At 32.6% G+C, this 15,241-nt stretch carries 11 protein-coding genes; all 11 read right to left on the bottom strand.

What is annotated here, in order from left to right; genetic code table 11:
• Positions 1-94: 94 nt before the first annotated feature.
• Complete coding sequence (locus tag QY331_02845; GenBank protein ID WKZ70193.1) at positions 95-343, bottom strand: hypothetical protein; 249 nt, start codon at positions 341-343, stop codon at positions 95-97.
• Positions 340-681 (bottom strand): hypothetical protein, encoded by a 342-nt coding sequence (locus QY331_02850; protein WKZ70194.1) that lies wholly within the window; start codon positions 679-681, stop codon positions 340-342. Before QY331_02850 ends, QY331_02845 begins: the two co-directional genes overlap by 4 nt.
• A 1-nt stretch (position 682) precedes the next feature.
• Positions 683-2,452: a flagellar filament capping protein FliD gene (gene fliD / locus QY331_02855; protein ID WKZ70195.1), complete on the bottom strand. Its 1,770-nt coding sequence runs from the start codon at positions 2,450-2,452 to the stop codon at positions 683-685.
• A 9-nt stretch (positions 2,453-2,461) separates the two neighbouring features.
• A complete protein-coding gene (locus tag QY331_02860) occupies positions 2,462-2,806 on the bottom strand; it encodes a flagellar protein FliS (protein WKZ70196.1) in 345 nt (114 codons plus the stop codon).
• A 77-nt stretch (positions 2,807-2,883) separates the two neighbouring features.
• Positions 2,884-3,717, bottom strand: coding sequence for a flagellin (locus tag QY331_02865; GenBank protein WKZ70197.1), 834 nt, complete (start codon positions 3,715-3,717; stop codon positions 2,884-2,886).
• Positions 3,718-3,927: 210 nt separating this feature from the next.
• Positions 3,928-4,761, bottom strand: coding sequence for a flagellin (locus tag QY331_02870; protein ID WKZ70198.1), 834 nt, complete (start codon positions 4,759-4,761; stop codon positions 3,928-3,930).
• Between the two features lie 13 nt (positions 4,762-4,774).
• The gene (locus QY331_02875; GenBank protein ID WKZ70199.1) at positions 4,775-6,301 is read right to left on the bottom strand and encodes a glycosyltransferase; all 1,527 of its coding nucleotides are present in this window, start codon (positions 6,299-6,301) and stop codon (positions 4,775-4,777) included.
• Position 6,302: 1 nt separating this feature from the next.
• Complete coding sequence (locus QY331_02880; GenBank protein WKZ70200.1) at positions 6,303-7,187, bottom strand: hypothetical protein; 885 nt, start codon at positions 7,185-7,187, stop codon at positions 6,303-6,305.
• A gap of 173 nt (positions 7,188-7,360) precedes the next feature.
• Positions 7,361-12,253: a glycosyltransferase gene (locus tag QY331_02885; protein ID WKZ70201.1), complete on the bottom strand. Its 4,893-nt coding sequence runs from the start codon at positions 12,251-12,253 to the stop codon at positions 7,361-7,363.
• Complete coding sequence (locus QY331_02890) at positions 12,250-13,332, bottom strand: UDP-galactopyranose mutase (GenBank protein ID WKZ70202.1); 1,083 nt, start codon at positions 13,330-13,332, stop codon at positions 12,250-12,252. Before QY331_02890 ends, QY331_02885 begins: the two co-directional genes overlap by 4 nt.
• Before the next feature lie 123 nt (positions 13,333-13,455).
• Entirely contained in the window at positions 13,456-15,228 is a 1,773-nt protein-coding gene (locus tag QY331_02895; GenBank protein ID WKZ70203.1) for a hypothetical protein, read from the bottom strand.
• Positions 15,229-15,241: the final 13 nt, after the last annotated feature.

Here is a 15,241-nt window from a genome sequence, read left to right on the forward strand (position 1 = left end):
ACAGCCCATTCTAGAGGCTGCTAAGATACAAATTTATTGTAATTTGTGAAACGAAATTTGCACAATATTAACCACATGTGTAAATGTGGATAATTTATCCTTTGAGTTCTTTTAATATTGCTTCAGCAGTTTTTTCTAAAACTTCTTTTCTGCTATAGAAGTTTTCGCTTAATTTTTGACGAATTTCGTTTAATTTAGCGGTTTGCTCGCTGTTAATTAATTCACGCGCTTCAGGAGAGATATTGATTGAGTCAACACCTTGACCCTTTTTTTCATCCTTTGCGGGAATGTTTTTCTTCGATGCCGGAAGAATCGGTTGATTATTTACATTGTTAATTTTCATAACTCACCTTTAGAATAACTCGCTAATTTTCGCTTATTGCTAATATTTCGCATTTCTATTCTAATATTATCAATTTCTGTGGAATAATTCCTAATCACATTATCGTATTCTTTCTTAATAAGTTTAGTGTTTATATCAATTTTTTTTAGAATTTTTTCTGATTCAGCGTCGAGACTTTCTAAATCGATTATTTCACGCAATAATCTCGCTTGCGTAAGAGCTGAAAATGCTCCATTATAATTTGTATCAAAATTATCCGGATCAAGAGTTATTAAAAACTGCAGACAGTTATTTATTAGTTCATCAATCTTATTAAGGATATCAATTACACTATTCATATTAGTAGTTAGATCCTGTACCAAAAAATGACTGAGTACTTAATAAAGTTGCCAATTGTGTTTGCATTGATTGATAACGCCTTCTGAGAACTTCTGCACTTTTATCAATACTTGTTGTAACACTATCTATACGATCACTTAAATACTTAGCAGAGTTATCGTAACTTTGTTTTGCAAGCGAAAGATATCCTTCCGCTCCGGAATATTTCTTTAATGAATCATACAATGTTGTTGCAAGTCCATTTGAAGAATTGAAGATATTTTCAACTTCGCTTGTATTGTTATTTACTTTGTCATCGAATAGGGTAGAGTCGGAAATTGATAGACCCGTAGTAGCGTCAAACTTAATCCCGATTTGTGAAAGATATCTAAACTCATTATCCGAATCACCAAAAGTTGTATGACCAATTGATCGAAGAGAATTAAGTAATGAGCTTACTGTAGCTTCGCCTCTTAAAATCCCTCTGGAAGTCTCAGTTGATTTTGTCTTTTCCTTCAATAAAGTATAGACATCGTTAAATTTCTTGATGAAATCATTTACATCGTTTCTAATTGTTTCATTATTATGTTCAACAGTAATATTCACTTTTGGATCAGTATCTTTCATTACGGATTTAATATTGAATGTCATTCCGCTAACTAAATCACTTACAGTGTTTGAATTTTTCTGAATCTGAACATTATTAAAGCTAAACTTTGCATTAAGTTGATTGTTTGCATTTGTGATATCCGAATAGACAAATCCGGCAGTATCAGGTTCTATTGATTGATCAAAAGATGGACGAGATGAACCTAAGTTTAAACCCAGTTGAGCTAAAATTGTTGAACCGGAATTATCTGCAATGCTTTTAATTCTATAATCAAGACCGGAATTCTTGGAAGTAATTGAAAGTTGAGAAGTATCTGAACCGGGAGCAAAACTTGAAGCTGATAAAACAGATGCAGCACCAACTTCTTTATCTACTTGAATTCCAAGATCAGTTACCAAATCAAATCCGGAGTCATGTGAAATGCTAATGAAATCTGTAGTTTTTGATCCGGTAACTTTTAGCTGAACATCGCCCGTTGAAGGATCATCAAGAACCTTCTCCGCATTAATTCCATCAATACCGGAGTTAATATTCTCAACAAGTTCATCAATTAATTGTTCGTAAGTACCGCCGCCGGTTACGTTGATTGAATAATCCGTCCCATTTAAGTTAATTTTTATAGTACTTTCGTTACCTGTATAATTATTTGCTGCAGTCTTTGCACTTGAGTTTACTTCGACATAATCAGTATTTATTGCTGAAGAAATTTTACTTAATAATTCCGAGTTTGTTTCTGTGCCATCGAGATCTACTGATATTGTGCTGGTAAAATCAGCGTTAGTTCCATCACCGGTTTTTACTGTAAACGAATGTTTTCCGGTAAGACCGGAAACAGCAGAAGAACTAACATCTTGCGAAATAACCATATCGTTTTTAGCAAGCTGAGTGACGAATAATTCGTATGATCCGATATTAGCTGTTTTATCCGCAGTGGCTGTTAAATATGATTCATTACTTGAGAGGGCGGACTTTGTATTAAAAATTGAACTTGATGATGTAGCTTTTAATTTATCTAATGAACTAAGTAAATTTGTTACTTTCGAGCTAACATCAGTAATTGTACTGCTTAAGGAAGAAAAGTTAGTCTTCTTCGTTTGTATAGAGGAGAGTCTTTTCTTAATCTCTACAGATTTGAAATTGTAAATCATTTCGTTGATATAAGATGAAGAAAGAATTTCCATTACAATTACCTAAATCTTTTTATTTGCTTTGAGCGTTTGTTCCCAAGTCTCTTTTAGTTCCGATAAGATTTTTTCAACAATTTCATAATTATGCTTACGCATTTGATCTTTACAAAAATTGTACAGTTGAAATAAACCCGAGGAAATTTTTTCTAATTCGGTTTCATCAAATCTTAAACCGAAGATAAGTTCATTTAGCGCTTTGTTAGTTTTTTCAATATTATGAAGACGGCAATTAGTGATTGCAAAATCATAAAGCTTCAACAAGAGTTTTTCTTGTGAAGATTCCATTATGTCATTCACTAAATATGGATTAGCACGGTTTCTTGATTTTGCGGATAATGAAGAGTACATAAACAACTCCTACAGTTTGAAAAAATAGCCCTTCCGGTTTCCCGGAAGAGCTTTATGATAAATCAAGATCAAGTCAATTATCCGAATAACTGTAATACTTGTTGTGGTGCAAAGTTCATTTGAGCAACCATAGCTGTAGCTGCTTGAGCACCAATTGAGTATTTGGTAGCGTTTAATTGTTCGACGGCAACGTCAGCGTCAAACAATCTTGATACAGATGCTTGAGAATTTGTGATAGCAGATGTTAAGAAGTCATCTTTTGCATCTAGTCTCTGAATAAAGTTACCAACTTTACCAAGTGAAGAACTAATTGTTGCCTCAAATGTATTTAAGTTGGTTTCTAGAGCAGTAAAATTAGAACGACTAGCAGTTGAAGTTAACAAATCAATTTGAGCTTTCGATGTGTTAAAGTTAGAAGCTATATCATCAGCATAATCAACTGATAAAGTTTCGCTGGTTGATGCACCTGTCTGGAACGAGAATCCTGTAGCAGCTGTTGTTCCAAGTAGATTTGTATCATTGAATTTGGTGTTTGTAATACCATTTCCAATTTCTTCAGCGATAGCTTTAATATCATTTACTAACGAGCCCAAATCAGCAGCAGCATTACCAGAATCGGCAATTTTGCCTTTGATTTGTGTGATCATATCACGGATACTAACCAACTGACTTTCGGCAGTTGCAAGCATATCTTTTGCAGATCCAACGTTCTTTTGAGCAGATTGCATAAGAGCAACTTTTGATTCTAAAGATTTTCCGATACTGAAACCGGAAGTATCATCTGCAACACTGTTTATTCTTTTTTGTGTTGCTAATCTCAACTGAGCTTTTTGAGTTTGTGAGTTGAGTTTTGCTAGAGCATTATAAGCTTCTAAAGCTCCAATGTTTGATGCGATTCTGAAATTAGACATTACAACCTCCTTGTTATTTGTTAATTAGGCTTCCTTGCCTTGTTTGTTGTCTGAGTAGATCATTTTTTGCTACCAGCTATTTAATTTATTGATCTTGTTTCCACTAACATTATCGCAGAAGTGTGGAAATAGTTTAGCGGATTTTTTGTAGAAAATTTAGGGGAATGAAAGTGGCTTCACAAATTCATTTTGTGAAGCCATTGAAATATATCACCCGAAAAGTTGTAATACTTGTTGTGGACTCATATTCAACTGAGCTAACATAGCTGTTGCAGCTTGTGCTCCAATAGAGGCTTTAGTAGCATTAAGTTGTTCAAGTGCAACATCTGCATCAAACAATCTTGATACAGAAGCTTCAGAGTTTGTAATAGCGGAAGTTAAGAAATCTTCTTTGGCATCCATTCTCTGAATATAATTTCCGATTTTACCAAGGGAATCACTTATTGTAGATTCGAATGTATTTAAGTTAGTTTCAAGATTCGTAAAATCTGTACGAGATGAGGAAGAAGTAAGGAGATCAATTTGTGTTTTTGAAGTGTTAAAGTTAGAAGCTATATCGTCGGCATAGTCGACAGTAAGTGTATCTGAGCTAGAAACACCGGTTTGGAAAGTAAATCCACTTGCAGCTGTCGTACCAAGCAAAACAGTATCGTTGAATTTAGTGTTTTGAATACCGTTGCCGATTTCTTCGGCTAGCGCTTTTATATCATTTACTAATGAACTTAAGTCTGCGGCTGCATTACCAGAGTCAGCAATCTTTGCTTTAATTTGTGTTACCATATCACGCATGCTAACCAACTGGCTTTCTGCAGTAGCTAACATATCTTTTGCAGAACCAACATTTTTTTGAGCCGCATGCATTAATGCTACTTTTGATTCTAATGATTTCCCGATATTAAAACCGGAAGTATCATCTGCAACACTGTTGATTCTTTTTTGTGTCGCCAATCTTAATTGTGCTTTTTGTGTTTGTGAGTTTAGTTTTGCAAGAGCATTGTATGCTTCCAAAGCTCCAATGTTCGATGCAATTTTGAATGTAGACATTCTTCCTCCTAATTCAATTGATTTTTTGTAAGTATGAGTTAATTTTTTCTTCGAATTTATTTATGTGGTTCATTACTAATTTATTTTTGGTAAATCTATTCTTAGACTGTTCTATTAATTGTTTAAGATCATCGAATTTTTTCATTTCAAGATAAATCGGGATTAAATAGAATACAGGTGTGGCTTCATCATGATTTTCTTTTAACAACTTTTCAAACACTTCGGCAGCTTCGGGATTTTTGCCTGCTTTACTTAAATCGTATCCTAGTCTATTTTTTACCGAAACATTATCGATAAATTTTCCGATTAATTTTTGATCAAACTCCAATTTTGTATCAATATGATCATAGTGTTTTGTGAGAGCCAAGTAAAAATCCAGATTGTTTTCGTTTATAATACCAACCAGTTCGTCTAATTCTTCAGAAGTTAGTTGAGAGTTTGAGGATAATCGTTGAATCAAGCTAGATTCTTTCTGCCATTCAGAATGATTTTTTCTTTTGGTTTCTTCTAATTTATTAAAGAAGAAATCAATCCCTTCTGTAGCATTTTGATTATATGAAATTGTTAAACCATGATAGATGATTTTTACATCGTCCAGAATTACATCCAGTAATCGATTGTTCATGCTATTTATTACAGTGCGATTAAGTTCTAAAGCTTTCTTGCAAAATTCGATTGCCTCATTTGGTTTCCCGGCTTTTTCGTAAATTTGAGATGCGGTAAGATTTGCAATCATATTTTCTGAATCAGTTTTTATTGCTTCGTTTATTGAACTAAAAGCATTGGAGATATCGTTTGATCGTAAGAAATATTCTGCAATACTGCTTAATGAATAGCCTCTATACTCATTAGTAAGAGAAGAATCATTTATTGCAAGTGTATAGTATCGATAGGTACTATCAAAATCTTTTAGTATGCTGTAACTATTTGCAATTTGAAAAGCGCAATAACCATTCGGATTGTTTTTATAATCTAAAAGTAACAAATCAAGATTACGTTTTGCTTTTTGTTTTAGCCCTTCTCTATCAATATTATAACCGATATGATTAATCAATAATTCCGTGTTTTGAATCTTGCAGCCATGCGCAAAGAGCGAATCATCAATTTGTTCATGAGCTTTACCTATAAATTTTATACCACTAAAATTTCTAAACAATCTTGTATAACGTTGAAGTTTGGGTTTGTTGTGAATCTCGTCAACGTTATAAATTTTACATCTATAGCCGACTTTATCTTTATTTGAAGTAAGCTTTTTCAATATGTGTTTTGAATTTGCATCTAATCGTTCGTCTGCGTCAAGATATAACACCCAGTCAGACGTTACTTTTGATAGAGAAAAGTTTCGAGCTTCAGAGAAATCATTACTCCACTTATGATGATAAACCGAAGCACCACAGGATTCAGCAATCTTAATGGTATTGTCGTTAGAGCCTGTGTCAACGACTATGATCTCATCAACGACATCTTTTACCGATTGAAGACATTCCTCTAGATGCTGTTCTTCGTTTTTTACAATCATGCTAAGTGAAATTGTGGACACTTTAGCTAACCTTTTTTTCTTCTAATGAATTGTGATTTACTTCTAATCCCAAAACTCTATTAATTTTTGCTAATCCGTTAAGAGCAAAGTCGTTTCTGGAATCATAAGTTATTGAATACTCGAACATTGTTTTTGATTCTGTGTCCATACCTTTTAGATAGAATAGTTCACCAAGACCGGCGCAAGCTTGTGATGACCGTGAATCAAGATTTAATGCCTTTTCAAAACATGCTTGAGCTTCGTCAAATTGCTCTAAAGCTAGGTAGTTAAATCCTTTGAAGTTTTCTAAAGAAGAAATTTTCAAAAGAGTTGAGTTGCTCATTATCCCGGTTGTCAATAGCTCTTCCGCTTTAACTACTTTATCTAATGAATTTTGATAATCCTTATTTCTGAATAACTTATAAGCATCCGTAACACATTGATTGAATATTGCTGACTCTTCTTCAGAAATTGAGTCATCAACCAAAGAGTTGTGGTGACTATGTAAACCGAGTGAATTGTTAACTTTTGTTAATCCATTCCTAGCAAATTCGTTGTCTGAATTGAGATCTAATGCCCATTCAAACATTATTTTTGCTTCTTCATCTTGGTTTTGTAAGAATAAAACTTCACCAAGACCTGCGCATGCTTGTGAAGAATGAGGATTTAATTGTAAACCTCTTTCAAAACATGATTGAGCTGATTTATTATCGCCTGTTCCTAGGCAAATAAATCCACGTAAGTTTTGAACACTTGCTAAGTATTCATCGCGTTGATCTTCGTCGATATTCTGAAGTTCATTTTCAAGATCTTCGCTGGAATTATTAAGAACATCTAATGCAGTTTCGAACTCTTTTTTTGCAAAAAGTTCAAACGCTTGAGTAACGGTGTTTTCTAGTACTTCCATGTCATTTCTCCTTGTTTGACTAAAGAATTTGAGTTATAAGAAACAACAGTTATGCCATATTGCTTTTGAGGAGAAAAGTGAGTTATTTTGGATAAAAATGCGGTTATTACAAGAAAAGACTGGTTAATATTGTGCAGATGTAAAATAGTGGTCTATTGAAAGACCACTATTTTTTAAGGAGTTACATGAGTTTCAATATATTTTAGATTTTCGAGGGCAATTTCATTTTGAGGATCGAGTTCGATTACTCTGCTAATAAATCCAAGTGCATCTTCAATTTGATTCTGCATAATTTTTACAACAGCTAAATCATTTAATACCTCGGTAGAAGATGGACTTTGTCTTAGTAATTTATTCAATATTTCGAGAGCGCCATCCAAATCGGAATTATTAATTAGTTCTTCAGCTTCTTCAAGAGAAGGGAAGGATTCTTCAGATGATAAATCCAAATTATAGTCTTTAGCATCTAAGCTAAGTTTTTTATTTACGATTGCTAATTTATCCCAGACTTCTTTTCTGTTCTCACCATTTTTTATTGCCCATTCATACATTGTTTTTGCTTCGTGGAATAATTCAGCTACAAAAAATGTTTCTGCTAAACCTAGGCATGCTCTGCCGGAATTGGGATTTAACTCTAATTCTGTTTGAAAATAATTTTGAGCTTTTTCCAAACTACCAAGCTGGAGAGCAATATTAGCTGTAAAATTAATCACATCGGTTTTAGAAATATTTTCATAGCCAGTTCGGTCGCTGTTTTCAAAATTTTTAATTGCTCTTTCAGATTCTGTTAATGCAAGCTCAAAATCATTTTCTTCGGAGTGTAAAAGAGCTCTTGAAAATGCTTCAATAAAGATACTGTTGTTTATCGGGTAGTGAATGTTTCTGATTCTGAGTTGTTTCCCTTTAAGCCATATTTCGTCAGGATTACCACCCCACTTCTTTGAGAATTTCTCTCGATTTATTTCAGATACACTATTTTGTGTAGTCGTACCGTTTTCTTTAAAGGTGATTGAGCCATAGTGATGTATAAAAACATCCTCTGCAATTACTCCCTTAAATCCGGCTAACTGTGCACGCAGACAAAAATCATCATCTTCGTAATAGCCTGGAGAAAATCTTTCGTCCAGACCACCTATTTTTTCAATTACTTCTCGTTTAATTAGAGTAAATAAAAAGGCAATTCGGGGAAATTCATAGAATTTCCCTTTATGTTCCAATCTAGTCTTTTTCGCATAAGCATGCATTTGGTTCAATGTGCTGTATTTAGCTTTTCGATCCCATTGTGGCCCACTTGCATTATTACTGATGACTCCCACCAGACCATAATCCTTTTTAGATTCAGCAATCTCAACCATTCTGTCAATACTAGACTTAGTGCAAACTGTATCATTATTTACTAATAATATATACTTTCCTGTTGCTGCTTTGATTCCTTTATTGACTGATTTTGAGAACCCTGAGTTAATTTCGTTTCTTAGGACTTTTACTGTTTTATTATTTTTAAAAGGTTCGATCATATCTTCTGTAGAGGCATCGTCAACAATTAATATTTCGTAATCCATCTCAAGGGTTTTTTCAAGACTTGTTATAGCTTCTATAACGTATTTAAGTTTATTATAAGTTGGGATGATTATGGAGATCAAATCTTTAGCATTTATTTTATTGGATATATCAGATGAGGATAATACATTTTTGATATTCTCCTCAGATAATTCCTTCGGTGTACCGGTTTCATTTAACAGTTTTTCGACTACTTGTTTCTTGAATGTTAAATTGGTAATTGATTCGAATACGTTTACAAGAGTTTTTAATGTGTTTCTTTCATTAAATTCATAAGATGTTTTAATTCCCTCAATTACCGGAGAAGTATATGAATCGGTATTTTGCATAATCACAATTATTCTTTTACCAAGCGAATCAACATCTCCAAAATCTACCAAAAAAGAATTCTTCCCATCTACGCAAAAACTTTCGGCACCCATATTACGAGTTGTTATTACAGGGGTTCCGCAAGCCATCGCTTCTAAAATTGGCAGTGAAAAACCTTCGTAAACCGAACTACAGACAACTAGACTACTTTTTTGTAAAACAGTTGCAACTTCTGCTGAAGTTAATTCTGTAAGTATTTCGATTTTTATTCCTGTTTCCTGTTCAAGATTGTTCTCAAGTGATACTTTATTCTGGGGATTAAAACCCATAACTATAGTTAATTTCAAATCCTCAATTTTATAATTCGATTTTTGAATTGCTTTAATAGTACTCACCAGGAAAGATAATCCTTTTAGAAAATGGAAGGGATTGCCAATAAAAGCTATGGATTTTTCTCTTGATGTTAAAGATCGCGAAGGTTTAAAAATATTGTGATCAATTCCATTCGGTATATAATAACTATCTTTATTAAACTTTTCTTTGAATAGATCGACCAAGTGTTTTGAGATAACTATACTGCCTATCGGCAGACGATGCATTTCATTCAATAAATATTTATCTGTACGAATATCATCATAGTTTCTTCCGTAATGATAACCCTCGAACCCTTGACAAAACAAATATATACGTGATGGATGGATTCTTTGGACTATTTCAGGAATTTCAAAAATACTGAACACAATTATCTGATCGAATTTTTTATCATATAATTCTTCAAAACTCTGTATTTGTGTGAAATTGATTTTATAATCAATCCACCGCGGCTGCGGTTCAAAAGAATATACTGTTACATCTACACCTAATTTCATCAACCAGTTGATATGTTGAAAAACCACTTTAGCCCCACCAGTAATTATGTGTGCATCTTTTATAAAGTAAGCAAGTCTCGATTTTGTTATAGGATTAAGATTATGTTTTAATACTTGATTCTTAGTTTTAAGTAACGATGTGAAATATGGTGTGAATAACTCTTCACTGAATAGTGAAATATTTTTACATTTATGACAAATAAAAATCGAGCTACTAGGCTGTTCTTTTATTTCATGTATAGCAATAAAATTTGATTCACTATCACATCGATTACACTTAATTATAAGCCGATGTTCAACGTTATTAATATTAACAGTTCCGCGACCTATTGTCCATGAAAGAATGGATTTCAATGAAAGTTGTGGCAATAGTTCTTTATTATTAGACTGTTGATTAGTATAAAGTCTAGTCAGAACACCATTGTAAATTTCGGATGCTAAATTAGCAGTTTCTTGGAATGGGAATTTATCTAAACTCATTTGAATAAATTTAGTGGAATTGTGAAAATCATTTAATCTAAACATTCTCAATGCAACTCTTTGATATACAATGGCTTTTGCTTTATTTGAATCAACAATATCCCAATCGAGATCAGGACTCAATTCTCGTAGAGAATATTGTTCAAGCATATTTTGAACAACCCTGGATTCAAAGTCAGTATTAATTTCAACTGTTCCGGATGACATATTGTTATCGTGCCAACGCCATTTATATACAAAATCATTAAGATGTACAAAGCTAACTTTTAATGCAGCTCTGCTCCACCATTCATAATCATGAGCGCGTGTAAACTCTTTATTATACTTCCCAATTTTATCATAGCATGATTTGCGAATTATTGATCCGCCATCCGGTATTGGATTGTATTTTATGAGCATTCCCAGAAGTTCAGAGTTTTTTCCAGACCAATCTTGAAATATCTCATTTTTAATTGGATTCAATTTTGCATCAGTAACAATTAAATTCCCATATATTACATCAATGTCAGATTGGTTTCTTAAAATACTTGCATATTTATTCAAAGTATTTGGCATCAATAAATCATCAGATCCGAGCCATAGAATAAATTCGCCCTTTGCTTCGGAAATTGCTCTATTGCGGGTATCCGATGCACCTGTATGATCTTTACGAATGTACTGTATTTTATCGTTGTTAATTAGATTAATTAAATCACCAGTTTCATCTGTTGAACCATCATCAACAACTACAATTTCATAATTATCATATTCTTGACTAAGAACACTATTAATAGCCTCTTCAATAAAATGTCTCCTGTTATATGTTGGGATACAAATTGAAATCATTGGATTCATAGATGAGCAGTCCTTCATATTACTTGAATAGCCTTTTATCGCAAAATGCATTTTTTCGATTGATTTAGCCGTAAAAAAAGTATAATCTTTATTCTTGTAAACTTGCTTGATGGAATTCTCCATATGCCATGGTTCATAAAAAGCATTTACTTGAATACCATATAATTTCCCAAATTCTAAATAATCAACATACCTTCCATCTCTCATCAGAATCCAAAGATCTTTTTTGCAGAGTGCCGGTAAATATAAATTACCTCCTTGAGGCCCTATAACAAATTCCGAATCATTATATAATGACAATTGGAATCGATTTCTTTCTTCAGGCTCTAAACCTTTATAATAATTATTTAGGCTTATAATCTGATCATCTCTTTCCCCGATTTGATTAAAATCATATTGGAAATATTGATCACTTGATGTTTTTTCAATATAGTGGTTATAGACAACCATATATCCCATTTCATTGAGAGTTTTTGCCATACTTTTAAATTCTTGGGGATCGAAATAATTTAAGGGTGCCTTGTATGTATTATACCATTGTCTGAAATATTTATTATTTACAACAACGAATGGCTTCTTTAATTTAAAGTCATAATTGAATTTTACATCTGTATAATCTGGAACAGCATAGTTTTCAGTACTAATTATAGTATGAATGTCTTTGTTTGTCCATTCAATATCTTCAACAACTATCTGTTTCTTGTTTACTAAGTCAGGTCCGGGGTAAACTAAAAGTCGATCGGGATATAATTTTTGTAGTTCTCCATATTTTTTCTGATCGCCCCACATGTCTCCAATGAATTCCGGGCCAACTTCGATGTGATTATCTGAAAAGTAATAAAAAACTTTAGAACCTCTTCTGCTTATAGTATTGAATCGAATCCCAAGTGTATCCTTTAAATATAGGAGGTATGGGATCCACGAAATCATTTCATATCCAAATTCACCGGTGAAACAAAAGATACTGTTCGATGCTTCAGTTTTACTTAATACTATTCTTTCGTTTGTTTTCATAATTTGTCATCTTCAATTTGTCTAAAAATTTTAAAGGCTTCTGAAATAGCTATGTCCATATCATAGTATTTATATTTCCCCAATCTGCCGCAAAAAATTATATTATTATCAGTATTTTCTTTTTCATACTTCTTATAAATCTCTTGATCAATGTAGCTAGGGAAGGGATATTCATTTTCCCAAGAGGAACTTGGGTTCTGTGGAATTTCATATGTTATTAAGGTGCCCGAAATCTTTTCTCTAAAGTTTTGAGGCAGCATATATTTCCATTCTAATATTCTTACATATTCATATTCCTCTCCCGGATAATTAACCTGTTCACAATTTTGAAATGAATCAAATTCGGAGAAGTATTTATCTATTCTTTTTTGGGTTCTATATCTCAGTTTACCAAATTTGCTATTATAATATTCATCTATAGAACCTGTATAAATGAGCTTAGAATACTGAAATTGGTCCCTATTTTTTAAAAAATCACAATTTAGAATAACGGGAATTCCTTCTAACATCTTACTTATTAATGCAGTAAAACCGTTAACTGGTAATCCTTGATATTTATGATCCATTAGTCTTATGTCATTATTTATTCTTATATCAAATCTTTTTGCTAAATCCTTTGATAATTGCTTCGGATCAACAGCCCATTGCTTTTTCGTATATCCCTTAACAAATTTTTCATAAATCAAGCTTGGCATCATTTTAAGAGAAGCTTCTTCAAAATTAGTAGCTTCCCCATCAAAACTATAGACGAACTTGTCGTCAACAATTCTTTTAAAATCTTGTTCATGTAAAGGCCAGTTAAATAATTGGGAATTAGAAAAAGTCTTTAATTTTGCTTCAAATTTGTAAAACTCAGAAAACCTATTCACAAACTTCCATACTTTCTCAGAATTTGTCCTAAAATAGTGTGGGCCATATTTATTCAGTCTTATACCACTCTTGTGGTAATAATCGTAGATGTTTCCAGCGATGTGATCTCGGCGTTCAAGTACAATAACTTTTTTGCCGATATCAGTTAAACTTCGTGCTAGAACACTTCCAGTCAATCCAGACCCAATTATTAAGTATTCTGTTTTCATAAATTTTCTTTTTTGTTTGCAAAACAATTTTTATTCCAGAGAATAACATTAATTATAGCTTCAAAACACTAAGTATTCTTGGAACTTTTCATCGGGATTAGCCCTTTGGCCAATATTAACCACTTACATCTGCAGTAATTGTTCCAGCGGTTGGTGGAGGGTTGTTCGTTCTTCGCGGAATTTTTCTTCTAATAATTTTCGTTCTTCAAGCTTGTTGTTCTTGTAGGTTTCAATTTCTTCGTTTAATCTTATCTTGGATTTCTCGTATTTCTCTTCGTGATGTTTTTTCTTTTGTTCGTGTTTTGAGCGAATAGCGTTTTTACCTTGTTCTTTCTCGGTGTTTAAATTGCTTATTCTTTGTACCAAATTATTTTTTGCTGAATAGCGCTGATGTAAAGTGCTAAGCAGCATGAATATTGAGATGAAAATGCCGATTATGAAACTAATCGTTCCCCATTTTAATCCGCCCATAATTACTATTGAAATTACGCTTCCAATATTTGCGATGTCGGCGACATAGCTATTTGAATATTCTGCAAATCCACCGGATAGCAACACAAACAAGGAAAACAATCCATTGTAAAGCATGGAATTTTTGATTGAAGAAAATGATGAATTGTTTGAATCATTATCAAAACGTGAAAGTAGGTCTTCAAAATATTTTAATTCATGATTAATTTTATTTTCGTATTCGGTCAATACTTTCTGAAACTTTGCATCTTCTTTCTGAATTATATCTCTATTGTTTTCTTCTAGTGTTCTTAATAAATCTCGGTTGGTATTAATTTTCTCGTCATATCGCACCAATAAGTCATTGATCATTTTTTCAAATTTTTGATCGATATTGCTTGAGATTTCATTAAGGATGGAACGGCACTTATTATTAAGAAAATCCAGACTTGTGGTAAAGTAAAAACTTTTTGAGTTTCCGTATTTAGCAATTATAAATTCTATAAATGATATTTTGCTTTTAATTTCATCACTCTTGTACTCCGAGAACATCTCTTGCGAAAGACCTTTCATTGCAGCATTTATCTTTGCAATTAATTCGGATTTTTTCTGAACAATTAGATTTAGTGTTGTGATTTTTTCGGTAAGCAACGGTCCTTCATTGAGCAAGAAGAATTTTTGTAGAAATGAATTCCGAATAAGCATTTCGAAGAACTTAAGATTATTGTTTTCAACCGCGTAGGAAATTCTGCTTAAGTCATATTCAACTAATTTATCGACTAGTATTTCCGCTTGTTCAAACTGCTCGGTTTTCAACATTATTACTGATTTATAAAATGCCGCATTCGGTGAAAATCCACCGGAAGTTTCGATTTCATTGATAGCATATAACGCTGTTTCAATTTCTTCTATATCTATATAATACAAGCTTTTTATGAGATTCATCATCAGTTTAAGATGAACGTCATTTTCAGTCGCTTCCATTGCAGTAAGGTATTCTAATTTTCGGTCGATTAAAGAAAAATCTTTAATGAGATTTTTATCACGTATAATGAATGAACTTAATAGCAGTTCATCATAAAAAGGCAGATTGTTCGCTTTACTTAATTTAAAGATTGTGTGTAAGTTTGATTCTTTCTCCAAAGTCGATTTTGTAAAAAACCACTTCAATAACGAATCTCTTACTGTATCTTTTGATAAGATTCCATTTGTTTTTTTTGTGAGAGCAAATTTGTAGTAATCAAGCAAATAGAGAGTAATATTCTCTTTTGAAAGAAAATTTTCGGAAATGTTTTCAGGTAAGTTTAGACTAAAAAATTTGTGAAATTTCTGTGATTCTTTTAACGGATCGAATTCTTCCTTGTCATCAAAAAAGAAAAATTCTTTTCCAAGTCTGCTAAACTTTCGTCTATCTTCTAGTTGTATGTCATCTAAAGTTAGAATCATTTGAATCTTCACA

This window comes from Melioribacteraceae bacterium (assembly GCA_030584085.1).
In the GTDB taxonomy this organism is placed as follows: domain Bacteria; phylum Bacteroidota; class Ignavibacteria; order Ignavibacteriales; family Melioribacteraceae; genus SURF-28.

Coding starts and splice junctions, on each gene's coding strand:
- QY331_02845 (WKZ70193.1), bottom strand. CDS start 343: ATGAAAATTAACAATGTAAATAATCAACCGATTCTTCCGGCATCGAAG.
- QY331_02850 (WKZ70194.1), bottom strand. CDS start 681: ATGAATAGTGTAATTGATATCCTTAATAAGATTGATGAACTAATAAAT.
- fliD (WKZ70195.1), bottom strand. CDS start 2,452: ATGGAAATTCTTTCTTCATCTTATATCAACGAAATGATTTACAATTTC.
- QY331_02860 (WKZ70196.1), bottom strand. CDS start 2,806: ATGTACTCTTCATTATCCGCAAAATCAAGAAACCGTGCTAATCCATAT.
- QY331_02865 (WKZ70197.1), bottom strand. CDS start 3,717: ATGTCTAATTTCAGAATCGCATCAAACATTGGAGCTTTAGAAGCTTAT.
- QY331_02870 (WKZ70198.1), bottom strand. CDS start 4,761: ATGTCTACATTCAAAATTGCATCGAACATTGGAGCTTTGGAAGCATAC.
- QY331_02880 (WKZ70200.1), bottom strand. CDS start 7,187: ATGGAAGTACTAGAAAACACCGTTACTCAAGCGTTTGAACTTTTTGCA.
- QY331_02885 (WKZ70201.1), bottom strand. CDS start 12,253: ATGAAAACAAACGAAAGAATAGTATTAAGTAAAACTGAAGCATCGAAC.
- QY331_02890 (WKZ70202.1), bottom strand. CDS start 13,332: ATGAAAACAGAATACTTAATAATTGGGTCTGGATTGACTGGAAGTGTT.
- QY331_02895 (WKZ70203.1), bottom strand. CDS start 15,228: ATGATTCTAACTTTAGATGACATACAACTAGAAGATAGACGAAAGTTT.